At 71.5% G+C, this 25,841-nt stretch carries 14 protein-coding genes; 7 read left to right on the top strand and 7 right to left on the bottom strand.

Annotated features, from left to right (window positions below):
• Positions 1-183: 183 nt before the first annotated feature.
• The 5 genes from ACQB60_RS32630 (at position 184) to ACQB60_RS32650 (ending at position 9,373) form a co-directional block, all read left to right on the top strand.
• Complete coding sequence (locus tag ACQB60_RS32630) at positions 184-2,085, top strand: ABC transporter ATP-binding protein (protein WP_496929719.1); 1,902 nt, start codon at positions 184-186, stop codon at positions 2,083-2,085.
• Complete coding sequence (locus ACQB60_RS32635) at positions 2,082-4,097, top strand: ABC transporter ATP-binding protein (RefSeq protein ID WP_496929720.1); 2,016 nt, start codon at positions 2,082-2,084, stop codon at positions 4,095-4,097. Before ACQB60_RS32630 ends, ACQB60_RS32635 begins: the two co-directional genes overlap by 4 nt.
• A gap of 54 nt (positions 4,098-4,151) precedes the next feature.
• Positions 4,152-4,880: a hypothetical protein gene (locus tag ACQB60_RS32640; RefSeq protein WP_496929721.1), complete on the top strand. Its 729-nt coding sequence runs from the start codon at positions 4,152-4,154 to the stop codon at positions 4,878-4,880.
• 519 nt (positions 4,881-5,399) lie between these two features.
• Entirely contained in the window at positions 5,400-7,454 is a 2,055-nt protein-coding gene (locus tag ACQB60_RS32645) for a M4 family metallopeptidase (protein ID WP_496929722.1), read from the top strand.
• 284 nt (positions 7,455-7,738) lie between these two features.
• Complete coding sequence (locus ACQB60_RS32650) at positions 7,739-9,373, top strand: M4 family metallopeptidase (protein ID WP_496929723.1); 1,635 nt, start codon at positions 7,739-7,741, stop codon at positions 9,371-9,373.
• Positions 9,374-9,420: 47 nt separating this feature from the next.
• Here ACQB60_RS32650 and ACQB60_RS32655 read toward each other — a convergent pair whose 3' ends face one another.
• A complete protein-coding gene (locus ACQB60_RS32655; protein WP_496929724.1) occupies positions 9,421-10,017 on the bottom strand; it encodes a hypothetical protein in 597 nt (198 codons plus the stop codon).
• Positions 10,018-10,024: 7 nt separating this feature from the next.
• Complete coding sequence (locus ACQB60_RS32660; protein WP_496929725.1) at positions 10,025-14,497, bottom strand: RHS repeat-associated core domain-containing protein; 4,473 nt, start codon at positions 14,495-14,497, stop codon at positions 10,025-10,027.
• Between the two features lie 282 nt (positions 14,498-14,779).
• Between ACQB60_RS32660 and ACQB60_RS32665 the strand changes: the two genes are divergently transcribed.
• A complete protein-coding gene (locus tag ACQB60_RS32665) occupies positions 14,780-15,850 on the top strand; it encodes a GNAT family N-acetyltransferase (RefSeq protein WP_496929726.1) in 1,071 nt (356 codons plus the stop codon).
• Between the two features lie 51 nt (positions 15,851-15,901).
• Here the strand turns inward: ACQB60_RS32665 and glgP are convergent, their stop codons facing one another.
• From glgP to ACQB60_RS32680, 3 genes are all read right to left on the bottom strand, one after another.
• Positions 15,902-18,598 carry an alpha-glucan family phosphorylase gene (gene glgP / locus ACQB60_RS32670; RefSeq protein ID WP_496929727.1) on the bottom strand — a complete coding sequence of 899 codons (2,697 nt, stop codon included), beginning with the start codon at positions 18,596-18,598 and terminating at the stop codon, positions 15,902-15,904.
• A gap of 170 nt (positions 18,599-18,768) precedes the next feature.
• Complete coding sequence (locus ACQB60_RS32675) at positions 18,769-21,279, bottom strand: protein kinase domain-containing protein (RefSeq protein WP_496929728.1); 2,511 nt, start codon at positions 21,277-21,279, stop codon at positions 18,769-18,771.
• Positions 21,280-24,060, bottom strand: coding sequence for a protein kinase domain-containing protein (locus tag ACQB60_RS32680; protein ID WP_496929729.1), 2,781 nt, complete (start codon positions 24,058-24,060; stop codon positions 21,280-21,282).
• Between the two features lie 134 nt (positions 24,061-24,194).
• On the opposite strand from ACQB60_RS32680, the gene ACQB60_RS32685 reads away from it, so the two are divergent.
• Complete coding sequence (locus tag ACQB60_RS32685; protein ID WP_496929730.1) at positions 24,195-24,710, top strand: GNAT family N-acetyltransferase; 516 nt, start codon at positions 24,195-24,197, stop codon at positions 24,708-24,710.
• Here ACQB60_RS32685 and ACQB60_RS32690 read toward each other — a convergent pair.
• Both ACQB60_RS32690 and ACQB60_RS32695 read right to left on the bottom strand, forming a co-directional pair.
• Positions 24,671-25,105, bottom strand: coding sequence for a GNAT family N-acetyltransferase (locus tag ACQB60_RS32690; protein ID WP_496929731.1), 435 nt, complete (start codon positions 25,103-25,105; stop codon positions 24,671-24,673). The two genes, ACQB60_RS32685 and ACQB60_RS32690, sit on opposite strands and share 40 nt — an antisense overlap.
• A gap of 60 nt (positions 25,106-25,165) precedes the next feature.
• On the bottom strand, positions 25,166-25,735 hold the full coding sequence (locus ACQB60_RS32695) for a TetR/AcrR family transcriptional regulator (RefSeq protein ID WP_496929732.1): 570 nt from the start codon (positions 25,733-25,735) through the stop codon (positions 25,166-25,168).
• Positions 25,736-25,841 lie beyond the last annotated feature (106 nt).

Here is a 25,841-nt window from a genome sequence, read left to right on the forward strand (position 1 = left end):
AGAGAATCGCTGGTGGGAGGCGGTTCTGGCATCGCCCATCGCGCTCGGGAGCGCATCAGCCGATCGGTTGATGGGGGGTACGACCTCGCGGCTCCTGGCCCCTGGTCCTAGGACCAGGAGACGAGTGCGCGCGGGGCGAAACTCGGTGGGCACTGTCAGTGGCAATCCGTACGCTCACTCGTGATGCCGACAACTGATGCACCTACCAAGGAATCCGCCGGGGAACCCGCCGAGGACAGGTCCGCCGTCCGCACTCTGCTGCGCCTGTGGCCCTATGTCCGCCCGGTGCGAACTCGCCTGTTCACGGCGGCATTTGTCGCGGTCGCCGCCTCCTGCACGGGCCTGGTCTTCCCGCTCGTGCTGAAGTGGATGGTGGACGGTCCGGTGACCGACCGGGACTCGCGCGGGGTGTGGCTCGGGGCGCTGCTCCTGCTCGTCCTCGGGATCGCGGAGGCGCTGCTCTTCGGGCTGCGGCGGTGGCTGGTCGCGCGGCCGCTCGCGCACGTGGAGGCGCGGATGCGGGCGGACCTGTACGAGCATCTGCAGCGCCTCCCGGTCGCCTTCCACGACCGCTGGGCCTCCGGCCAGCTGCTGTCCCGGGGCACCACGGACCTGATGCTGCTGCGCATGTTCCTGGCCTTCCCCATGACGTTCCTGCTGGTCAACGGGGTGACGATCGCGGTCGGCATGGTCATCCTGCTGGCCCAGGACTTCACGCTCGGCCTGGTGCTGCTCGCACCCGTGGTGCCGATGGTGGTCTTCCTCTCCTACACGGAGGGGAAGTACGCGACGGTGGCGCGGCGGGCGCAGGACCAGGTCGGCGATCTGACGACGGTCGTCGAGGAGAGCGTGCTCGGCATCCGCATCATCAAGGGCTTCGGCCGCCACCGCAGCCAGGCGCACGCCTTCCGGGAGCTCTCGCACACGCTGCGCGGCACGGAGCTGGGCAAGGCGCGGCTGCTCGCGGGGATCTGGGCGGTCATCGTGACGCTGCCGGAGATCGCGATCGGCGCGGCCCTGGTGCTCGGCACGGTCCGGGTGGCGGACGGGGACCTGTCGGCGGGCACCCTGGTCGCCTTCCTCTCGACGGCGCTCGCGCTGCGCTGGCCGGTGGAGTCGATCGGTTTCCTGCTCGCGATGAGCCAGGAGGCGGCGACGGCGACGCAGCGGTACTTCGAAGTGCTGGACGCGGAGCGGGAGTTGGAGACGGGTCCGGGGGCTGGCTCGGGGGCGGGTGCCGGGTCGGCTCCGGAGCCGGGTTCGGGGTCGGTCCCGGAGCCGGGTGCGGCCGGTGGAGGCGGGCTGCGCTTCGACGGCGTCGAGTTCCGCTACCCGGACGCACCCGCCGACGAGCCGCCCGTCCTGACCCGGGTGGACCTGCACATACGGCCCGGCGAGACCATGGCCCTGGTCGGGGCGACGGGCAGCGGCAAGACGACGCTCACGGCGCTCGTGCCGAGGCTGCACGAGGTGAGCGGCGGCCGGATCACCCTGGACGGCGCGGACATCGCGGCGATGGACCGGGAACACCTGCGCACGCTGGTGGCGGTGGCCTTCGAGGAGCCCACGCTGTTCTCCGCGACGGTCGGCGAGAACGTGCTGATGGGCGCCGACGAGACGGCGGGCGACGAGGAGCTGGGGCGGGCGCTCGCGGTGGCGCAGGCCGACTTCGCGCACGCCCTGCCGCAGGGCACCGCGACCCAGGTGGGCGAGCAGGGCCTAAGCCTCTCCGGCGGCCAGCGCCAGCGCCTCGCCCTGGCCCGCGCGGTCGTGGGGCGCCCCCGCTTCCTGGTCCTGGACGACCCGCTGTCCGCGCTCGACGTACACACGGAGGCGCTCGTGGAGGAGGCGCTCAGACGGGTCCTCAAGGACACGACGGCCCTGGTCGTGGCGCACCGCCCGTCCACGGTCCTGCTCGCGGACCGGGTGGCCCTGCTGTCCGGCGGCCGCGTCACCGCCGTGGGCACGCACCAGCAACTGCTGCGGGAGAACGCGGAGTACGCGTGGCTGATGTCGGGGGCGGACACCCCGGCACAGGGGACACCGGAGGAGCCGTCGTACGAGGGGGAGGGCAGCACCCGATGACCGCATCGGCATCGACACCGTCTTCACTGACCACAGGGGACGCGGAGAACCAAGGAGACGCGGGAAACCAAGAAGAACCAGGGAAGCGAGGGGACACAGGGAAGCGAGGGGACTCGGGCGGCCTCAACGAGGAACCGGCGGACGCCCAGCCCTCCGTACCGCCCAAGTCGCCCCCTCCTGAGGGTGGTTCGTCGCCGGCCGCCCCCGGCGACGGCGACCCCTTCGACCGCGACGCCCTCCCCGCCCCGCCCGGCGCCACCCGCGCCCTGCTCCGGTCGCTGCTCGCGCCGCTGCGCGGGCGGGTCGTGGTGACCACCGTCCTGTTGCTGCTGCAGCAGGCCGCCGTGCAGGCCGGACCGATGCTCGTCGCGTACGCCATCGACCGGGGCGTGCCCGCCGTGCGGGCCGACGACTACGGCCCGCTGATCGCCGTGGCGCTCGGGTATCTGCTGTGCGCGGGGCTCTCCGGCGCGCTGCAGTACGCCTTCATCGCGGCGTCCGCGCGCGTGAACCAGGACGTGCTGCTCGACCTGCGCGGGCGGATCTTCCGGCACGCGCAGGCCCTCAGCGTCGACTTCCACGAGCGCTACACCTCGGGGCGGCTCATCTCCCGGTCCACCACGGACGTGGAGTCGCTGCGCGAGCTGCTCAGCGAGGGGCTCCAGGAACTCGTCACGGTCATCCTGTCGTTCGTCTACATCTCCGTGATGCTGCTCTGGCTGGACCTGGGGCTCGGCGCGGTCGCCGTCCTCTCCTTCCTTCCCCTGTATCTGCTGATCCGCCGCTACCAGCGGCGCGCGGGCGCCCTCTTCCGCACCCGGTCCACCGCGATCGCCGCGGTCATCGTGAAGTTCGCGGAGACCATGAACGGCATCCGTCCGGTACGGGCCTTCCGCCGCGAGCGCGCCAACGACGCCCGGTTCGCGGAGCTCAACCACCGCCACGAGCGCACCAACGGCAGCGCGATGCTGGAGATGGCCCAGTACGTGGTCGGCTCGCGGCTCGTCGCCAACACCGCCGTCGCGGGCATCGTGCTGTGGGGCGCCCAGCGCGTCGCGGACGGCACTCTCGCGCTCGGTGTGCTCGCCGCCGCCGTGCTGTATCTGCGGCGCCTGTACGACCCGATCGACCGGCTCGGGATGTTCCTCAACTCCTATCAGTCGGCGGCCGCTTCGCTGGAGAAGATCGCCGGGCTGCTCGCCCAGACCCCGTCTGTCCCCGAGCCCCCCAAGGGCGCCCAGCGCCCGCTGCCCGCGCGCGCTCCGGAGCACCCCGGCCGCGAAGTCGCCTTCGAGGGCGTCCGGTTCGGCTACCGCACCGGCGGCGAGATCCTGCCGCGCTTCGACCTGACGATCCCGGCCGGGCAGACCGTCGCCGTCGTGGGCTCCACCGGCGCCGGCAAGTCCACCCTCGCCAAGCTCCTCGCCCGCTTCTACGACCCCTCCGGGGGCGTCGTGCGCCTGGACGGCGTCGACCTGCGCGAGCTCGCCACCGCCGAGCTGCGGCGCGGCGTCGTCATGGTCACCCAGGAGGCGTTCCTGTTCTCCGGCACGGTCGCGGAGAACATCGCGATCGGCCGCCCGGACGCCTCCCGCGAGGAGATCGAGCGGGCCGCGAAGGCCATCGGCGCCCACGACTTCATCGCCGCGCTGCCGGACGGGTACGACACCGACGTACGCAAGCGGGGCGGGCGCGTCTCGGCCGGGCAGCGGCAGCTGGTGGCGTTCGCACGCGCACTGCTCGCCGACCCGGCGGTACTCATCCTCGACGAGGCGACGAGCTCTCTGGACATCCCCGGCGAGCGGGCGGTGCAGCGCGCGATGCACACGGTCCTGAAGGGCCGCACGGCCGTCGTCATCGCCCACCGGCTCTCCACCGTGGAGATCGCCGACCGGGTCCTGGTGATGGAGCACGGCCGCGTCGTGGAGGACGGCCCGCCGGAGCAACTCATCGCGGGGACCGGCCGGTTCGCCCGGCTGCACCGGGCGTGGCGGGAGAGCGTGGTGGGCTGAGCCCACCGATCACTACAGTCACCATCCTTATCCGTAACGGCGATTGAGGAGACCATGACCGAGACAGTCGTCCCGGAGGCGTACCAGGGATACCCGGGGGTCGCCTTCGGCGGCTATGTCGCGGGGCTGCTCGCGGGGCGTTCCGCCGCGCGGACGGTACGGGTGGACTTCCGCGCCGTCACCCCCGTCGGCATACCCGTCGAGCTGGCCGAAGTGCCGGGCGGGGGCGCCCAGTTGCTCGACAAGGAGGGCGCCACCCTCGCCACCGCGACGCCCGCCCCCGACCTGTCGGGGCCGGTTCCGGACGTGCCGTCGTGGGCGGAGGCGGTGGCCGCGGCGGAGGAGTACCGCGCCCACCCGCCGACGGGGCTCGCCGACGAGCAGGTGGACTGCTTCGGCTGCGGCCTCGACCGGTCGCCGGACCGGGGCCTGCGCCAGCACTGCTCGCTCGTGCCGGGGCGCGAGCTGGTCGCGACGGCGTGGACGCCGCACCCCGTGTTCGCGGACGGGAACGGGGAGTTGACGACCGAGGTGCTGTGGGCGGCGCTCGACTGCCCGAGCGCCTGGGCGGGCGTGCTCGCCGGGCGCCTCGGCAAGGGCGCGGTGACGGCGGCGCTCACCGCGACGGCACTGCGGCCCGTCACCACGGGCGAGGGTCACATCACCTTCGCCTGGCCCGTCGCCCACAGCGGCCGCAAGCACACGACGGGGGTCGCGATCGCCACGGCGGCGGGCGAACTGTGCGTGGTGGGCGAGGCGTTGTGGGTGGAGCCGCGCTCGTAGGAGAACCTTCGCGGGAGCCTCGCGGGGTTTCGCGGGGGCTTCGCGAGAGCTGGAGGGCCGGGTCCGGGTTGGGTCCGGGTTGGGGCCGGGTCCGGGTTGGGGGCCGTTCCTCGTCGAGCGCGAGCGCCTCCGCCGGCCCGGGGCGACCGGCTCGCCGCGGCGCACCTGGTCCAGGAGGCGTCGTCGCCGGGCCGGGCGGCGGCCGAGACGGCGGCAGGCGCTTCGGCATGCCCGGGGCCCGGGGGCCGGGGGCCCGGACCACGGTCCGCATACCGAACGCAACTTCCCGGCCATCGAACTATTTCCAGCCAACTCTTCACGCTCCCCTGACAGCGCGCGTGCGCCAGTGCCACTCTTCCCCTCGCCGGTCGCACGGCTTTCAACCTCGTGTGATCCCGTGTCCGGCGTCAGCACTGCGTACCGCCTTGTTCTGCGTACTGCCTTGCAATGCCCGGACGGTCACCCGCCGCCCGGTCGCCCTGGCCGCGCAACCCCGCGGCCGCGCAGAAGGAGCCCGTGTTGAAAAACACCTCCCACAGACGCACGCCCCTCGGCCGCGCCACCGCTCTCGGCGCCCTCACCGCCACCGCCGCCCTGCTCGGCATGGCCGTCCAGACCGGAGCCGCCTCGGCGGACGCCGGGAAGGCCGCCACCGCCCAGACCACCAAGGGCTCCAAGGTCAACCCCGGCGCACTCCCCGTGAAGCTCACCCCGGCCCAGCGCGCCGAGCTGCTCCGCGACGCCGACGCCCCCGCGGCCAAGGCCGCGGTCGCCAGGCAGCTGGGCCTCGGCGCCAAGGAGAAGCTGTCCGTCAAGGACGTCCTCAAGGACCGCGACGGCACCCTCCACACCCGCTATGAGCGCACCTACGACGGCATGCCCGTCCTCGGCGGCGACCTGGTGGTGGACACCGCCAAGTCCGGTGCGACCGAGGGCGTGACGCGGGCGGCGAAGGCGCAGCTGAAGGGCATCGACACCAGCGCGGAGGTCAAGGCCGCCAGCGCCGAGAAGCAGGCCGTCGGCGCCGCGAAGGCGCAGGGGTCGACCAAGGCCACGGCCGACCGGGCGCCCCGCAAGGTCGTGTGGCTCGTCGACAACAAGCCCACGCTCGCGTACGAGACGGTGGTCGGCGGACTCCAGGACGACGGCACGCCGAACGAGCTGCACGTGGTGACGGACGCCGCGACCGGCAAGAAGCTCCGCCAGTGGCAGGCCATCGACAACGCCGGCACGGGCAACACGATGTACAGCGGCCAGGTCCAGCTCGGCACGGCCCAGTCCGGGTCCACCTACAACCTGACCGACACGGGCCGCGGCAACCACAAGACGTACAACCTCAACCACGGCACCTCGGGGACCGGCACCCTGTTCTCGAACTCGACCAACGTGTTCGGCAACGGCACCAACTCCGACGCGGCGACCGCCGGCGCCGACGCCCACTACGGCGCGGCGGAGACCTGGGACTACTACAAGAACGTGCACGGGCGCAGCGGCATCCGCGGCGACGGCGTCGGCGCGTACTCCCGGGTCCACTACGGCAACGCCTACATCAACGCCTTCTGGTCCGACAGCTGCTTCTGCATGACGTACGGCGACGGCGCGGGCAACGCGAAGCCGCTGACCGCCATCGACGTCGCGGGCCACGAGATGTCGCACGGCGTCACCGCGGCCACCGGCAACATGCAGTACAGCGGTGAGCCGGGCGGTCTGAACGAGGCGACGTCGGACATCTTCGGCACCTCCGTCGAGTTCTACGCCAACAACTCCTCGGACAAGGGCGACTACCTCATCGGCGAGAAGATCGACATCAATGGCGACGGCTCGCCGCTGCGCTACATGGACAAGCCGAGCAAGGACGGCGCGTCCAAGGACGCCTGGTACTCCGGCATCGGCGGCGTCGACGTGCACTACTCGTCGGGCCCCGCGAACCACTTCTTCTACCTCCTGAGCGAGGGCAGCGGACCCAAGGACATCAACGGCGTCCACTACGACTCGCCGACCTCCGACGGCCTGCCGGTGACCGGCATCGGCCGCGACAAGGCGGAGAAGATCTGGTTCAAGGCGCTCACCACGAAGTTCACCTCGACCACCAACTACGCGGCGGCGCGCACCGGAACGCTCGCGGCGGCCGGTGAGCTGTACGGCACCACGAGCGCCGAGTACAAGGCCGTGGCCAACGCGTGGGCGGGCGTCAACGTCGGCACCCGGCCGGGCGGCGACGGCGGCACCTCGTTCGAGAACACCACGGACGTGGCGATTCCCGACAACGGCGCCGCGGTGACGTCCTCGATCAACGTGACGGGCCGCACCGGCAACGCGCCGAACAACCTCAAGGTCGCGGTCGACATCGTGCACACCTGGCGCGGCGACCTGGTCATCGACCTGGTGGGCCCGTCCGGCAAGACGTACCGCCTGAAGAACTTCAGTTCCTCGGACTCGGCGGACAACGTCAACGAGACCTACACGGTCAACGCCTCGACCGAAACGGCAAACGGCACCTGGAAGTTGAAGGTGCAGGACCAGGCGGCTCAGGACACGGGCTACATCAATGGCTGGAAAGTGACCTTCCCCTGATCTTCCCCTGATCTCGGTCCCTGACAGAACGCGCGCCGTCCCGGGTGGTCAACTCCCCGGGGCGGCGCGTTTTTTCACGACCTGTTCGCATTGCGTACGTGGACCATCGACCAGCGGACGATTTCCAGCCAACATGAGCCAGGGTCCTGACATGTGCCTGACTCGAATGACACTCTTCCCTCGCACAGCACAGAAGTACACATGTACGTCCGTTCACCCGCACAGCATCTTTCATGCCCGGGTAGTCCCCCATGCCACCCGGGCCCCCCACAGAAGGAGCCTGCGTGACCCCCCACAAGTTCAGCAAGAAGCGCTCGACTCTCGCGATAGCCACCGCTGTTGCGGCCGGAGCGCTGCTGACCGCCGGTCTCACCACCGGCGCCTCCGCACAGCCCACCTCGGCGTCCGCCCTCGGCGCCCAGCCCACGACGCTGTCGGCGTCGGCGCGTGCGAACCTGCTCCAGGACGCCCACTCCCAGGCCGCCGCCACCGCCGAGAAGATCGGCCTGGGCAGCAAGGAGAAGCTGGTCGTCAAGGACGTCGTGAAGGACCGCGACGGGTCGACCCACACCCGCTACGAGCGCACCTACGAGGGCCTGCCGGTCCTCGGCGGCGACCTCATCGTGCACAAGGCGAAGAGCGGCTCCGTCAAGGGCGTCACCAAGGCGGCCAAGGCCACCATCAAGGTCGCCTCGACGTCCGCGAAGGTCACCCCGAAGGCGGCCGCGAAGTCGGCCGAGTCGCGGGCGATGGCGGTCAAGACGAAGAAGGCCGACGCGCAGCAGCCCCGCAAGGTGGTCTGGGCGGCCAACAACAAGCCGACCCTCGCCTGGGAGACGATCGTCACGGGCGTCCAGAAGGACGGCACGCCCTCTAAGCTCCACGTCATCTCCGACGCCACGACCGGCAAGAAGCTCTTCCAGTACGAGGGCATCGAAACCGGCACCGGCAACAGCCAGTACAGCGGCAAGGTCGAGATCGGCTCCAAGAAGGGCTCCAACGGCTTCGACCTGACCGACGACGAGCGCGGCGGCCACTCGACGTTCACCCTGGGCAACTCCGAGAGCGGTGACGGCAAGATCGTCACCGACGACGACGACACGTGGGGCACCGGCAAGCCGGACGACCCGCAGACCGCCGCCGTCGACGCCGCCTACGGCGCGCAGGTCACGTGGGACTACTACAAGGACGTCCACGGCCGCAGCGGCATCAAGGGCGACGGCAAGGGCGCGACCTCGCGCGTCCACTACGGCAAGAGCTACGTCAACGCCTTCTGGGACGACAGCTGCTTCTGCATGACGTACGGCGACGGCGAGGGCGACAAGAAGCCGCTCACCTCGATCGACGTCGCGGGCCACGAGATGTCGCACGGCGTCACCGCCGCCACCGGCAACATGGAGTACAGCGGCGAGTCCGGCGGCCTGAACGAGGCCACGTCCGACATCTTCGGCACCTCGGTCGAGTTCAACGCCAAGAACGCCGAGGACGTCGGCGACTACCTCATCGGCGAAGAGATCGACATCAACGGCGACGGCAGCCCGCTCCGCTACATGGACAAGCCCTCGAAGGACGGCCAGTCCCTGGACAACTGGAGCTCGGACGCCGGCAACGTGGACGTCCACTACTCCTCGGGCATCGCCAACCACTTCTTCTACCTCCTCTCGGAGGGCAGCGGCGCCAAGGAGATCAACGGCGTCAAGTACGACTCCCCCACGGCCGACGGCTCCAAGGTCGAGGGCATCGGCCGCGACAAGGCCGAGAAGATCTGGTTCAAGGCCCTGACGACGTACTTCACGACGACCACGCAGTACAAGGACGCGCGTGAGGGCACGGTGAAGGCGGCGACGGACCTGTACGGCGCCGACTCGGCGGAGGTCAAGGCGGTCGAGGCGGCCTGGACGGGCGTCGCGGTCAAGTAAGTCCTTGCAACTGGCCTTGTGCATCGGCCAGTTGCGCTCGCACCACCTCAACGGGCGGCACCCGGAGGTTCCTTCCTCCCTCTGGGTGCCGCTTTTCCGTTCCGGTTCTTCGCGATGTTCCTGTTCTTCGCGATGTTGCGCGTCTTCCTGGTGTTGGCCGACTCGGCGAGCAGGGCGAGTACCTCCGGCGACGTCGACCACTGGGCGAGATGGCGCTGCATCCAGTCCGTGACCTCCGCCAACTCGGCGGGGGTCGGCACGTGACCGGCCTTGACGGACAGGTAGAACAGCCAGTCGTGGATGCGGCGGCGGACGAACGTGCGGTTCCCTTCCGCCTTGAGCCGGTCGATCTCCGGCAGCAGCTCGTCCGACCACTGCCGGAACTCGTCAGGACCGGTCGCCTTCATCGCGATCTCGTCCACAAGGGCGACCACCGCCGTCTTGGCCCCCATTTCATTGGGGTCGCGCAGGATCGTGGCCACGATCGCGCGGTCCCGGTCGCGGCTCGGCGAGGCAGCGGTCACCGAGACGACGCGCAGGTACGCGGACGTCCGCGCGTGCTCGTCCGCGACGGCCTCGTCGACGTCCACGTCGAGGAGGCCGGCCTCCGCCAGCAACTCGGCCACATCGGTGTGCAATGTCATCGTCGCTTCATCCCTTACATCCCTTCTTGGCGGCCTCGGCGGCCTCGCGCTGCTCCTTCGCGGCCCGCTCCTCCGCCTGGCTTCGCCTACCGAGCTTCCTGACGGCGGTTCTGATCTGCGGCTTGAAGTGCTCCACCGCTTGTTGCTGCTTGCGCGAGAGCTCCGGCTGGTTGTGGAGGGGTTTGCCGTTCGGCCCGATTCTGACCTCGCGGCCCCCGCCGCCGGTGACATGGGCGTGCGCCGGCTTGTCGACGTCGTACTCGTGCACGACGATGTGCACGCCGTTCTTGCTGACGTCGAGGAGGGACAGGCCGAGCGGGTCGATCCACATGAACGGGTTGGGGACGTAGCTGTGCGGCGCGAAGCCACCGGCGAGACCGATCGGGTCCGCGGTGAGGTAGCGGGCGGTTTCGGGGTCGTAGTGCCGGAAGTAGTTGTAGTGCAGCCCCGTCTCGGGGTCGTAGTACTGGCCGGGGAAGCGGAGTGGTGTGTAGGCGGTGGCGCTTCGGTTCCACACCGTGGTGCCCCAGAGGGTGGTTCTGGTGCGCCAGGCGATGTCGCCCCGCTCGTCGAGGAGTTCGGTCGGGGTGCCGACGAGGTCGGTGACGATGGCGTAGAAGCGGGCGTCGACCTCTTCGTCGGTGAGGTGCTTGCGTTCTGTCTGGGCCAGGGGACACAGGCCGTCGTGGTCCCAGGTGAGGGTCACTGATTCGGGTGCGCCCGGGGTGTGGCTCGTCTGTTCGCAGAGAGTCATGTCGTCCCAGGTGAAGTCGGTCCGCTCCGCCACCCCCTGTTCCGTCATGCGCTGTTTGGACACCCGGCGGCCCAGCGGGTCGTAGAGGTAGCGCCACCTCGTGCCGTCGGGGGTCACCACGGAGGTAAGGCGGTCCTCCGCGTCCCATTCGTAGTGCCAGGTGTCGGGTTTGCGGGACAGGCGAGTCTTTTGGCGCAGGGTCACCCGGCCAGCTGTGTCGTATTCGTAGCGGACGTTGCCCGCCGCGGTGATACGGGTGCCGGTGTAGGTGCGGGGGCCCGTCGCCTCTTGGCCCGGCATGGGGGACGGCCAGGAGGCATCGGTCTGGTTGCCCGCCTCGTCGTAGGCGTAGGTCTCCGTCCAGCCCGCCGCGTGGACCGTTGTGACCCGGCCTGCCGCGTCCAGGTCGAAGCGCCGCGTGCCGTTGAGCCGGTCCTCCATGCCGGTCAGCTGGTCGTCGGCGCGGTAGGTGTACGCGCGGTGCTGGATCCGCCCGCCGGCCGAGCCGCCCGTCAGGTCCTGTTGCAACAGGCGGCCCACGACGTCGTACGCGTTCGTCAGGGTCAGGGCCTCGCCGACCGTGCGGGTGAGTTCCCGGCCCGCCCCGTCGTGCGTGAACGCCAGCCTCCGCCCGGACGCGGTCAGTTCGGTGCAACGGCCTGCCGCGTCGTACGTCCAGGTGCTCGTCGCGCCGGACGGTGTGGTGCGGCCGGTGCGACGGCCCAGTGCGTCATAGGTGTGGGTCAGGGTGCGGCCGTTGACCGTTTCCGAGAGCAGCCGGCCTGCCCCGTCCCGCTCCAGGGTCAGGGCCACGTCCGGGCCCACCGCCTCGGTGAGGTCGCCTGTCGCGTCGTATGTGTAGCGCGTGGTCGTGGCGCCTGCCACGTTCTGCGCGACTGTCCGGCCCAGCACGTCCCGTTCGAAGGTGATCTCGACGCCCGCGGCCGTCGTACGGGTCACCAACTGGCCCGCCGCGTCATGGGTGTACGTCAGCGTGCGGTCGTCGAAGTCCCTCTCCGCCACCAGGCGGCCGGCCGGGTCGTACTCATAACTCCAGCTCAGACCCTGCGGGTTGGTGACCCGGCGAAGCTGGAGCTGGGTGTCGTGGTCGAACTCGTGGCGGACGCCGTCGGGGCCCGTGCGGGCCGCGATCAGGTCGAAGTGCGTGTATTCGTGCGTCGTGGTCGCACCCATCGCGTCCGTGTGCGAGACGCAGTTGCCCTCGCCGTCGTACGTCCACGACTCCGACGAACCGTCCGCCTCCGTACGCCGCGCCAGCTTGCCCTCCACCGTCCACTCCAGCCGCGTGATCGCACCCGTCGGGTCCGTGATGGCGTGCGCACGGCCGAAGGCGTCGAGGTCGTAGCGGGTCACCGCGCCCAGCGGGTCGGTGACTTCCAGCGGCAGGCCCGCCGCGTCGCTGCGCAGCTCGGTGATGTGGCCGAGGGGGTCCGTGATGGTGGCCACGGCTCCGGTGGCGTCGTGGGTGAAGTGGTGCGTCATGCCGTCGCGGGCGGTCACGCTGGTGCAGTTGCCGTGCTCGTCCCATGTCTGGCGCTGGACGACGCCGTCCGGGCCGACGATCTCGACCGGCAGGTTGAGGTCGTTGTACACCGCACTGGCGCATGTGCCGTCCGGAGGACGTACCGCGGTCAGATTGCCGTGCTCGTCCCAGGTGTTCTCGGTGCGGCGCCCCAGCGCGTCGGTGCGGACGAGCAGGTTGTTCCAGCTGTCCCACTCGCTGTGGACCGTGCCGCCCAGCGGGTCCGTCTCGGACAGGAGCTGTCTGAGGTCGTTGTAGCGGTAGACGGTGGTGTGGCCGAGGGCGTCGGTGTAGCGGGTCTCCCGCTCATCGGGGCGGTACTCGACGGTGCAGGCCAGGTGACCGGCGGTGCTCTCGCCGCGGACGCAGCGGTCCTCGTCGTCGTAGGTGAAGCGGTACCAGGTCTGGTTGCTGTCGGTCCAGGACGTGATGCGGGCTTCGTCGTCGTAGTCGAGCCGCAGCCGAAGACCGGCCGAGTTGTGGATCTCGGCGAGATTGCCGACTTCGTCGTAGCCGTACGCGGCGATCAGTGTGCCGTCTGCGCCGGGGGCGAGCAGACGCAGCGCGGTGACGCGGTGGTCGTCGGTGTCCACCTTCAGGTGGTAGCCGCCGGTGTGGCGTACCGCCGTGGGTGCGCCGGTGGGGTCGTGGTCGATGTCGATGCGGTTGCCGTTGCGGTCGGTGATGGCGCGCAGGGGCAGGGTCGCGGGTCGTTCTCCGGCAGGGAGCCGCTCGTCCGCCGTGTGGGGTGTGACCGGGAGGAAGTGGCGTACGCGGCCGGTCTGCGGGTCGGTGGCGGTGACCGTGCCCGCGGCGTCCACGCTCAGCGGCCAGCGGGGGCCGTGGGCGGGCAGCACGGGCTCACCGCCGGGTTCGGGGTGGGGGTAGGACAGCAGCTGGCCGTCCTCGGTGAGGTAGACAAGACCCGCGTCGTCGATCTCGACCCGCTCGTCCAGCGTCGAGGCCCACGAGTCGCCGTACCAGTGGCCCCAGCGGTAAGTCGACAGGTGCGTACGCCGAAGGACGAGCGGCAGCAGGCCCGGCAGCTCGATATCGGTCTTCTCCATGATCATCTCGCCGGAGATCATGTCGATGGGGTCGCCGTTCTTGCAACGCCCCTTGGCGGGCTTGCCCTTGGCGACGACGTCGTCCGCCTCCTTGCGCAGCCCCTTCTTCCCCAGCCCCCTGGCCATGGCTTTCAGGCCCTTGAGGCCCTTGAGGCCCTTCATGCCCTTGGCCAGCTTGCCGAGAGAGGTGATGCCCTTCATGCCGGGTATGCAGTCGAGTGCTGCGAACGCGACGTCGAGGAGACCGGCCTGTCCGTTGGCGTATTTGTTGAGGGTGTCGGCGAGGACGACGAGAGCGGCGACCACGACGATCGCGGCCAGGATCGGACCGCCGACGATCATCGCGATGACGCCGACCACGGCGACGACGACCTTGCAGACGGCGACAATGGTGTCCCAGTTGTCGGAGACCCAGTCCCCGACCTCCTCCCACCACTTGCGGTTGTGGATGCCCGCGTCGGAGGCTTCGTCGACCTTCTTCTTCGCGACGCCCGCGGCGTCCTCGCGCATCTTGCGCGCGTCCTCGGCCATCTTCTTGGCGGCATCCAGGGCGCTCTGCGCATTGGAGACGTCGGTCTTGGCGTCGGACTGGGCCTTCTCGGCGGCGTGGGCGTTGCGGGTGGCGGCCTTGACCTTGTCCTCGTCCGGCTTGGGGACGTCTCCCTTGCCCCCGCCGTCCTTGTCCTTGTACTTGTCGGCTTCTTTCCCCGCGCGGTCCACCCAGGAGTCGGCGGAGGACAGCTTGGACTTGGCGTCGGTCAAGTCCCCTTGAGCCTCACGCCCCTTGGCAAGTGCCTTGTCGGCGAGGGCCTGCGCGCGCTCCAGCTTGGGCCAGTAGTCCGCGAGCGCGTCACCGGCCATCTCGTAGCTCTTCTTGAGCTTCTTCAGCTTCCCCGGAGCGTCTTCGAACTCGGCGGTGAAGGACTCCGCCGTCTTGCCCGCCCAGGACAGGATCGCGTCCTCGCCCGCCATCCCCTTGATGTCACGGAGCACATCGGACACATCGTCGGCGAAGTCGTGCAGGTTCTTGGCAAGTTGACGGACCCGCTGCGGATCACCCGGAGTCGGATCCTTATCCAGGTCAAGGACATGCCAATCTGCAGGACGGTGTGACACTGCGATCCCCCGTTGTACTCATGCCTGGACGTTCATGTCCTGGCTGGCCTCGAAGACGCGGTTCGGCGGCTTGTGCACGCCGCCGCGGTCCGAGCCCTCCAAGAATATCTCCCGGGTGATCTTCCGGGTGGCCCTCCCCGCGGTCCTCCCAGTGGTCCTTCCAGGCGAGGGAGCCTTCAGCCGGTGGGACGTGCCATCGACGGTGCGCAGACGACGCACACCCCAACTCGCCCTGCATCCCGCTATGTTGGCCCGGACCACGCCGACCACGGGGGTTCACACATGTCCACGCCCGAGCACGCCGATCCACACACGGCTCCACACGCCGATCCCCACTCCGGCACCATCGAGATCGTCCGTGCCAACGAGTCGCACCTGTCAGCCATCGTCGCCCTCGCCGAAGAGCGACGCCTCGACGCAAGCGACCCGGAGAACGCGGGCCGCGACGGATTCCTCGTGTCCGACTACACCGTCGACGACTACCGTGCGCGGCTCACGACGGCGGAGCACTTCTGGGTGGCGGTGAAGGGGACGGACGTACTCGGCTACTTGATGGCCTACAGCGACGAGCGCATCGAGCCCGGAGAGTGGCTCAATCACCGGATCAAGACGACGCTCGGGGCGTTTCTCGTCATCAAGCAGATCTGCGTCTCCCGTGCGCAGGCCCGTGGCGGGGTGGCCTCGCGGCTCTACCACCACGTCCTCGAGCAGTGGTCGGAGAGCCCGGTGATCGCGGCGGTCGTGTGCGAGCCGTTCAACGAAGCCTCTACGAGGTTCCATCGCAAGCTGGGCTTCGACGAGTTGACCCGGCTGACGCCGCCGGACGGGAAGCAGCGGATGGTGTGGGTGTGGCGGCGGCCGCGCGAGGCGCTGCTGCAGGCGCAGTACGCGGTCGCCATAGACCTCTACAAGCATGAGGACGCCACCAACTGGCACAAGCTCAACAACTTCTTCTACATCACGGTGGGTCTGGCCGCGTCGCTCGGATTCGTCCTCGGGAACGGCGACCAGACGTCGGCATCGCCCTCGCCCCCGGCATCGACACCGACGTCCATGGAGGAGGTCGCGCGGAACCTCGCCCTCGTCATCTGTGTCATCGGCATGGCGTCCGCGACCGCCTTCTCGCAGATGCTCCGCTTCGGCCGCCGCTACCTCAACGCCCGCAAGCAGGCCGCCTCGGAGCTGGAGGAGTACCTCGCCTGGCACGGCGGCCAGCGCATCGTCGCGCGCGAGGCGGAGGTGGAGGGCAACCGATGGCTGAAGCAGTCACCCACGGGGCTCATCATGGTCCTGCTGCCGGCACTGATCGCGGTGTGCTGGGCGGTGATGTTCGTGGTGATCGTGGTCAGCTGAGCCCCACACCCCCCGGACCAACGGGTGCCCCGGGAAGCCCGTTCCACGAACTCACCGCATCAACACCCCACCCCCCTCCCCCATCCCCTCATCCGAAGCCACCGCCACGAGCCCCAGCTCCGCGCCCCCGGACAGCAGCCGGTGCGAGGGCAGGATGCGGACCGTGTAGCCGAAGGGGCCCGTGTGGTCCAGGGAGAGGGGGCCCTCGTACAGCAGGCGGCCCTCCTCGTCGGGGCCCGCCGTGGGTTTCAGGGGGACCGCCACCGCGTCCGTGATGTGGTCCTCCGCGTCGACCCGGCCCGCCAGCACCTGCACCTCCACGTCGTCGGGCGTCAGCTCGCCCAGCTGGACGCGGACCCGCAGGGCCAGCGTCGCTCCCAGTTCAGCCGTCGCGCCCAGTGAGGCGGACGGCGAAGACGGCGAAGACGGCGAAGGTGCCGTAGTCGGTAGCGCCGCCGTGCCCTCCACATGGTCCACCACCACCCGCGGCCACGCCCCCCGCACCCGCGTCTTCCACGCCGCCAGCTCCCCCGCCGAGACCGCGTCCAACACTCGATGGGCGCGGGCCGCCGGGACGTACAGCTGCTCCACGTACTCGCGCACCATCCGCCCCGCAAGGACCTTCGGGCCCAGGCGGGTCAGCGTCCGCCGCACCATTTCGATCCAGCGGTCCGGCAGTCCCTCCGGCCCGCGCTCGTAGAAGCGGGGCGCGATCCGCTGTTCCAGCAGGTCGTAGAGCGCGCTCGCCTCCAAGTCGTCGCGCCGCACGTCGTCCGTCGCCGCGCCGTCCGCCGTCGGGATCGCCCAGCCGAAGTCCGGCTCGAACCACTCGTCCCACCAGCCGTCCAGGACCGACAGGTTGAGGCAGCCGTTCAGAGCCGCCTTCATCCCGCTGGTCCCGCACGCCTCCAACGGCCGCAGCGGGTTGTTCAGCCATACGTCGCACCCCGGGTACAGGGCTTGGGCCATCGCCATGCCGTAGTCCGGCAAGAACACGATGCGGTGGCGTACGCGCGGGTCGTCCGTGAAGCGGACCAGGTCCTGGATGAGGCGTTTGCCGCCGTCGTCGGCCGGGTGCGCCTTGCCCGCCACCACGATCTGGATCGGGCGCTCAGGGTGCAGCAGCAGCTCCATCAGGCGGTCCGGGTCGCGCAGCATCAGCGTCAGGCGCTTGTACGAGGGGACGCGCCTCGCGAAGCCCACGGTCAGCACATCGGGGTCCAGGGCCTCCTCCACCCAGCCCAGTTCCGCCGTCGCCGCGCCCCGCCCCCGCCACGACTCCCGCAGCCGGCGCCGCGCCTCCGCCACCAGTTGCCCGCGCAGCACCCGCCGCAGCTCCCAGATGTCCGCGTCGTCGATGTCGGCGACCGCGTCCCAGCGGCCGTCGCCGCCGCCCACCGTGAGCGCCCTCTCGGTGCGCCGCTCGCCGATCACGCGGGCCCCGAGCCGGAACACCTCCGGCGCCACCCACGTCGGGGCGTGCACGCCGTTGGTGATGGACGTGATGGGCGCCTCCTCCGCGTCGAAGCCCGGCCACAGGCCCGCGAACATCTCCCGGCTCACCTTGCCGTGCAACGTCGAAACGCCATTCGCCTGCCTCCCCAGACGCAGCCCCATCACCGCCATGTTGAAGACGTTGGGGTCGCCGCCCGGGTACGTCTCCATGCCGAGGCGGAGGATCCGGGCCACGTCGATGAGGGGCAGTTCGGCGTCGGGGCCGAAGTGGTGGGCGACCAGCTCGCGGTCGAAGCGGTCGATCCCGGCGGGGACGGGGGTGTGGGTCGTGAAGACCGTGCCCGCGCGCACCGCTTCCAGGGCCGCGTCGAAGTCCCGCCTCTCCGCGGTCAGTTCGTGGATGCGCTCCAGGCCGAGGAAGCCCGCGTGGCCCTCGTTGGTGTGGAACACCTCCGGTTCGGGGTGGCCCGTGAGACGGCAGTACGTGCGGACCGCGCGCACCCCGCCGATGCCCAGCAACATCTCCTGGAGCAGGCGGTGTTCGCTGCCGCCCCCGTACAGCCGGTCGGTCACGTCGCGCTCGCCGACGTCGTTGTCCTCGATGTCCGAGTCGAGCATCAGCAACGGCACCCGGCCCACCTGCGCCTGCCAGACCCTGGCCCGCAGCAGCCTGCCGCCGGGCAGGGCCAGGCCGACCTGGGCCGGGGTCCCGTCCGCCTCCCGCAGCAAGGACAGGGGGAGCTCGTTCGGGTCGAGCACGGGATAGCGCTCCTGCTGCCAGCCGTCGCGCGAGAGCGACTGGCGGAAGTAGCCGTGCCGGTACAACAGCCCCACCCCTATCAGCGGCACCCCGAGGTCGCTCGCCGCCTTCAAGTGGTCGCCCGCGAGGATGCCGAGCCCGCCCGAGTACTGCGGCAGGGCCGCGGTCACACCGAACTCGGGCGAGAAGTAGGCGATGGCGCGGGGCAGTTCGCGTCCGGCAGCCCCCTGTTCGGCCTGCTCCTGGTACCAGCGGTCTCCGCTCACGTAGGAACGCAAGTCCTCGCCGACCTCCGCCAGGCGCCCCAAGAACGCCTCGTCGCGGGCGAGTTCGGCGAGCCGCTCCGGCGCCACCCCGCCCAGCAGCCGCACGGGGTCGCCGCCCGAGGCCGCCCACAGAGCCGGGTCCACGGATTCGAAGAGGTCGCGGGTCGCGGGATGCCAGGACCAGCGCAGGTTGCGCGCCAACTCGGCCAGCTCGGCGAGGGGTTGGGGGAGGACGGGTCGTACGGTGAACCGACGGATCGCTTTCACGGCTGCCACCTTCACGGGTCGCGTCACGGAGCGAGGCGGGCGGTGTACGCCACGACCCACGACGGTAGCGGCCGGACCGTGCCGTCAACCACCGCGCCTCGTGGGCGATCACCGCACTCCGTGCGGACAGGGGCGGCGGCCCGCGCGCGGGGCCGGCGGCAGAGCTCGTGTCAGGGCGCGTATCCGGAGACGATCTTCCCTTGGTGCGTCTCGCCGAACATCGCGCCGCCGAGGAACAAGGGCGCCCCGAGAGAGTCGGGGTCGACGTCGGCCGGCTCGTCGGCATCGGTCGCCGGGACCGACTTCGACCGCGTCTTGTCGGGGTCGCCCGACGTGTCCAGACCCCACATCTCGTACGCGCCGACGGCGATCACCCGACGGCCCGCGAGAGCCACCGGCCCGAGCTGCTGCGGGGCGCCGAAGTGCCACAGCTTCTTGCCGCTGCGGTAGTCGTAGCCGGTCAGCTGGTGGTCGACCGGGCTCGCCCCGTCGGGATTACGGGTGGCGAGCACGAGGACGCCCCGCTCGCCGACGACCGGCGGCGGGCCGTCCGGCTCCGCGCCCGGGGCCAGGGTGCGGCGGGTGGCGAGCGTCGCGGGGTCCAGGACGCGCACGCCCTTTCCGCCGCCCCAGCACAGCAGATCCGGCCCGTGCGCCAGGACGTCGCCGCAGCTCACGGACTTGGCTGTGCGGGCCCTGCGGCCGGTCCGGGCGGAGAGCGTCGCCACGCCGCCGCTCTCCAGCGAGGTCACGACGCGGCCCCCGGCACCTCCCCCGTCACTTCCCCCGTCACCTCCGCCGGCGCCTCCCCCGGTGACGAGGAGCGCGCCCTGCGTCTTGGGCAGCGGCTCGGACTCCCACAGCTGGTCGCCGTCCGAGGCGCGGCGGGCGCGGACGACCGTGGCGTAGGGGTGCTTCGCGGTCTCGTACTGGTACTCGGCGCTGTAGACGACACCGTGCGCCAGCGTGAACGTCAGCAGGCCCGCGTCCGACGGCAGGCGCTTGCGCCAGCGCTCCTTCCCGGACGCCAAGTCGACCTTGGTGAGGCCCAGTTGGCTGGGCACGAAGACGCTGCGACCGTCGGACTCGGGCCCATTGGTCTGGATTCCGTCGAGGCTGTTCGCGGCCGCCTCGAAGCCGGGGGTGGTCCACTTGTGGCGGCCGGTCGCCGCGTCCAGGGCGGCTGCCGCGCCCTTCCCGTCACGGCACACGAGCGTGTCGTTCACCAGGACGCAGCCGCCGCCCATGGAGTCCAGGCCCTTCGGGCGCGGGACGGACCACGGCTTCCAGCCCTTGGGGCGCGCTGTGGCACGGGCGGTCGCGGAGCCGAACTCCCCCGAGTGGCCCGGGTTTCCGTAAGCGGTGACGATGCGGGTGGGGGTGCTCCCACTGCCTCCGTCCTTGCCTCCGCCCTTGCCTCCGCCCTCGCCGGCCCCCTTCCCGCCGCCCCCGGCGCCCCCGGCGCCGTCGCGCCCGGCGGAACCGTCCGGAAGCAGGACCGCCACCACGGTCACGGCAACAGCGGCCACCGCCGCGGCGGTGATCCACGGCCACCGACGGCGCGGGGAAGGGGAAGAAGGCGCAGGGGAAGGGGGCATCGCATGCGCTGTCGAGGGCGCTGTCGGCGGCGATGTCGAGGGTGATACCGGGGGCGTCGTCGGCCGCGGAGCTCCCAGCGACGTGGCCGTGGGCGCCTGCGCGAACGACGCCTGCGCCGTCTCCCGTTCGCAGCGCGCCACCGCCTCGCGGTGCTCGGCGAAGAGGGAGAGCACCTCGGCGGGCCAGGCGACGGCGGGCGAGTCCCCGTCCGCCGCACCGAGCCGCTCCGCCAGCTCGGCCGCCGTCGGCCGCTTCCCCGGGGCGAGCGCGAGGCACGCGGCGACGGTGTCCCGCAGCCCCGACTCCTCGGGCACGCCCGAGAGATCCGCGTCCCCCTGCGTGATCCGGAAGATCACCGAGGCGAGTTCCTCGTCGTCGAACGGGCCGCGCCCCGTGGCGGCGTACGCGAGGACGGCGCCGAGCGTGAAGACGTCCGACGCGGGGACGACGGCGGGGCCGCCCTCGATCTGCTCGGGTGCCATGAAGCCCGGCGTGCCCACGAGCATGCCCGCCGCCGTGAGCGCCGTCGCGTCGAATGCCTGCGCGATGCCGAAGTCGATGAGGCGGGGGCCGTCGGAGGTGAGCAGCACATTGCCCGGCTTGAGGTCGCGGTGCAGCACCCGGGCCGCGTGCACGGCGGCGAGGGCGCGGGCGAGCCGGGCGCCGACGGCACACACCACGGACGGGGGCAGCGGACCGCACCTGGTCACCGTTTCGGCGAGGGCGGGACCGGCCACGTACTCCGTTGCCAGCCACGGCACTTCGGCGTCCGCGTCCCCGTCGAGGAGCGCGACCGTACCCGTGCCCGAGACCGCGCGGGCCGCGGCGATCTCGCGCCGGAACCGGATCCGGAACTCCCGGTCGATGTCGAGGTCCGCCCGCACGGTCTTCACCGCGACCAGCCGTGGGCGGGCCGCCGTCGACGACGCCTCCGTCCCCGGCGCCTCCGTCCCCGGCGCCTCCTCGCGCGCGAGATAGACCTCGCCCATGCCCCCGGCCCCGATGAGGGCGAGCAGCCGGTACGGGCCGATGTGCCGGGGCGGGCCGGGCAAGGGGGCGAGCAACAGGTCCTCCTCGGACATTCAGGACGGCTGCCGGACCGAGACCACGGTGCCCTGGTCGTACACGATCGTGGCCACCCCGCCGAGGAGCAGCAGCTTCGGCGGGCGCAGCGAGTCGGCGATCACGGTGTCGCCGTCCGACGCGGACTTCCCGGGGCGGTCGCCCGGCGCCCCCGCGACCGGAGTGCTCCGGACGGCGCCCGTGCCCTTCAACGGCAGGGAGCGGAGCGTGGAGTTGTCGGCGTAGAGCGCGCGGTCGCCGGTGATCAGGGGCGAGGAGCCGAATTTCGACGGCTGCACGCGGCGCCCGACGCGGGCCTGCTCCGGCTCGGCCACCAGGATCTTCCCGGCCTCCGTGTCGTCGGCGAGCACGGCGTCCGGGCCGACCGCGGAGATCATGACCTGGCTCGCGGCGTAACCCTCCTTGGACGGAGGGGTCTTGAATTCGAGGCGGCGGCCTTCCGGCTTGAGGGTGCGCGCGTCGAGGCGGGTGACGCGGGTCTGCGGCTCGGCGTTCGACTCGTCGAACTCGCTGTCACCACTGAGAACTTGGACGCACAAGAGGTGGTCGGCATCGGCCATGACGTCGATGCACTCGGCCCCCCGGTCGTTGAATGCGGCCCCGCGCTGCTCGCCCGTCCGGGCATCGAGGGCGACGAGACCCTTCTTGGCGAGTGCGTAGACCAGGCCGTCGCGGTCGAACTCGGCGCCGTAGCCGTTCTTCTCGGAGTCCGAGATGGCATCGGTGCTGAGCGGGTGCGTCCACTGCGGGTCGCCGCCGCGCCGCGCGTCGTACGCGAGGAGTGTGGCGCCGGTCGACGGCTCCGCGCCCTCCGGGTCGCCCTCCGTGGCGGCGAGTATCCGGTCCTCCGTGATCCGGGCGGAGGTGAAGTGTGTTCCGGCGGGCGGCTCGGCGGTCCAGCGCACGCGCCCGGTCGTGGAGTCACGGACCTGGAGGCGGCCCCGGTACGCGATGACGGTCGTCCCGCCGCGCACCACGGGGTTCAGGTCGTCGCCGGGCATGAAGAACTGACCGGACGGGCTCATGTACGCCTCGCCGAGACCCCGGTCCGCCGCGGAGCGCCCGTCGGAGGCCCACAGCCTGCGTCCGTCGGCGGCACCCAGCGCTTCGTACGTGCCGTCGGTGAGCTGGCAGACCACGGCGCGCGCATCGGTGGCGCAACTCAGCGGCGCGTGCCGGAACTTGGCGCGCCACGGCTTCCAGCCCTCGGGGCGCTGCTGGGCGAACTGCGGTACGTATCCGCTGTGGTCGTCCGTGCCCTGCTCGTCGACGCCCGCTCGGGCGACGAGCTGGGCGGGGGTGAGGGTGGTGGTGGGCGCGGGACCGGCGGCCCGTCCGCCGCCGCCCGTGCCGCCGCCGCTGTCACCGTCACCGTCGCCGTCGCCGTCGCCGGGGCCCAGCAGGGCGAGCAGCGCGCCGGTCACGCCACCCACGACGGCGACCGCCACGACGGCGGCGAGCGCCCGGCGCCGACGGGGGCGCGGGGCACCGGCAACCGGGGCAGCGGTGCCGGGAGCCGCGCCGCTCAGGGTGGGGAGGCTGTGCGGGTCGGCCCCGACCCCGGGCGCGGACCCGGGCGCGGTCGCGGGTTCGGACCCGGGCGTGGGCGCGGACCCGGGCGCGGTCGCGGGTTCGGACCCGGGCGTGGGCGCGGACCCGGGCGCGGTCGCGGGCGCGCCGAGAGCCGTGGGCGTCCGCCCCGGTATCTGCCCAGGTATCCGACCGGACCCCGCTGGGCCCACAGTCACCGAACCCGGAGCCGTCGGCGTCGGCGTCGGCGTCGGGCCCGGTGCCGTCTCGGGCCGCTCTGGCACCGGCAGCAGCGGCCGGCCCGCCGCGCACAGCTGCTCGACATCGCGCCGCGCCTGGCCGATCGCCTCCGTCACGGCTTCCGGCAGCGCGGCCGGGACGAGGTCCGCCGGACCGCCGTAGAGCTCCGCGAGCCGCCCCGCGAGCTCTCCCGCCCCCGGCCTGCGCCCCGCCTCCCGCACCAGGCAGGGGGCGAGCACCTCCCGCAACTCCTCGGGCACACCGTCCAGTCGGGCCTCGGCCTGTGACACCCGGTACAGGACCGCGGCCACCGGCCCGTCCCCGAACGGGTCCTCTCCCGCGGCCGCGTACGCGAGCACCGAAGCGAGACAGAACACGTCCGACGCGGGCACCACATGACGGCCGCCCGCGATGTGCTCGGGCGACATGAACCCGGGCGTACCGACGAGCAGGCCCGTGGACGTCAGCGTCGTGGCGTTGAGCGTGCGGGCGACGCCGAAGTCGATGAGCTTGGGCCCGCTCGCCGCGACGAGGACGTTGCCGGGCTTCAGGTCGCGGTGCAGGGCGCCCGCGGCGTGCACGGCCTCCAGGGCGCGGGCGATGCCGATGCCGAGCGCCGCCACGGCCGGGCCGTCGAGCGCGCCGTGCCGCCGCACCGCTTCGGAGAGGGTCGGCCCCGGCACGTACTCCGTCGCCATCCAGGGGACGTCGGCGTCCGCGTCCCCGCCGACGAGGCGGGCCACGTACGGGCTGTCGACGGCGGTCGCGACGGCGATCTCGCGCCGGAACCGGGCCCGGAAGGCGGCCTCGTCCGCGACGTCCCGCCGGATGGCCTTGACGGCGACGAGCGCCTCCGGCACGTAGCCGCCGGTCTCACCGGCAGCGACCAGTGGCCCGTCACCGGCCGGCGCCCCGAGGAAGACCTCTCCCATGCCGCCGGCACCCAGTCGCGCCAGCGTCTCGTAGGGACCGATGCGTCGCGGCGACGTCTCCCGCAGTGGCCCGATCATCCGCCCCGCTCCCCCGTCCCCCTGCATTCCTGGGCATCGGCGCCCCGACGCGCCGTAAGGTTACTCCCCCACCGCACGCCAACGGCCCGTGAGCAGCACGGAAGTTGAGCAGCACTCCGCTTAGGATTCCGGCCATGCCCGACCTCCAGCGCCTCCACCCCACCCACGCCCCCGCCCTGCTCGCCTTCGAGCGGGAGAACCGGGCCTACTTCGCCGCGCGCGTGCCGGACCGCGGTGACGCGTACTTCGAGGAGGCGGAGTTCGCGGCGCGCCTCGACGCCCTGCTCGCCGAACAGGCCGCCGGGGCCTGCCACTTCCACGTGCTGGTGGACGACGGCGGGGCGATCGTCGGGCGCGTGAACATCGTCGACGTGGCGGACGGCTCCGCCGAGCTGGGCTACCGGATCGCGGAGCGCGCCGCGGGCCGCGGGCTCGCCACGGCCGCCGTCCGGCAGGTCCTCGCGCTCGCCGCCACCGAGTACGGGCTGACCTCGCTGCGCGCCGCGACGACCCTCGACAACGAGGCGTCGCGCACCGTCCTCGCCCGCACCGGATTCACCCCGACCGGGACCGCCGGCGAGATCCGGCTCAGCGGCCGCCCGGCCGTCTCCTACATCGCGTACGTGAGGAAGCCCGACGGCGCCGCATAGCGGTCGTACACCGCCCGCGCCCGGTAGTTGTTCTCGGCGGTCCGCCAGGACAGCGACGGCCAGCCCGCCTCCTCGGTGACCCGGCGCAGCTCGGCGAAGAGCGCGTCGACGGCGCCGCCGCCGCGGTGCTCCGGGGCCACGAACAGGTCGTCGAGGAAGCCGCGCGTGCCCCGCAGCGGCGAGTCCTCCGCCCGGTAGTGGGCGAGGCCGATCGGCGTGCCGTCCTCGGTGCGCGCCAGCAGGCAGTGCGTGGAGCGCGCGGGGTCGTGGATCCAGGACCAGGCCCGGTCGTACGCGGCGTCGTCGAGCTCCACCTCGTAGAACGCCGCGTACCCGGCGAACAGTTCGCGCCAGGCGGCGTGGTCCTCGGGGCGGGCCGGGGAAACGGTGATCATGCGGCCGACGTTAACCACCTCATTGCATTAGCGTCAACCAGTTATGCACTAGAGCAGAATCTACGAGAGCACCCTGCGCGTCAGCTCCCCGATCAACTCCTCGAAAGGGAACGGCGCGAGCAGGTCCGGCACCGTCAGGTCGTCCACGATCAGCCCCAGCATCGCCAGGTACAGCAGCACCACCCCCGTGCGGTCTCCGGGCAGCCCCGCGTCCAGGTGGAAGCCGATGTTGCCCTCCAGCTGGGCGGCGAAGAAGCGGGTCAGCTCGGTGTGCAGCTCGGGGCGGCGGGTGGCCTCCAGGCGCATCTCCAGGAGCGCGAGGTGACTGCTGCGGTCCGCCCTCATCCGCTCGACCAGCTGCCCGAGCAGCGTGGCCACCAGCTCGTGCGACGGCTTCTCGCTCATCGTCTCGGAGAGTGCGTCCGGGTCGGGGGTCAGCCGCTCCTGGACCCGGCCCATCACCTGGGCCAGCAACTCCCCCCGGTTCGCGAAGTAGTTGGTGGTGGTGCCCTTGGGCACGCCCGCCTCCGCGTCGACGGCGCGCAGGGTCAGCCCACGGGAGCCCTCGCGCGCGAGCACCTCGATCGAGGCATCCAGGAGCGCGGTACGGCGGGCGGAGTTCTGTCGCATGAGGGCCTCCCAGAAGCCGGGGATCGGGAATCGAGGAAAGAGCGTTGACACCACTGCAAGTGAAGTACTACGTTCTAACCACTGCAAACACAGTACATCAGCCACC

It is taken from the genome of Streptomyces odontotermitis, assembly GCF_050510915.1.
In the GTDB taxonomy this organism is placed as follows: domain Bacteria; phylum Actinomycetota; class Actinomycetes; order Streptomycetales; family Streptomycetaceae; genus Streptomyces.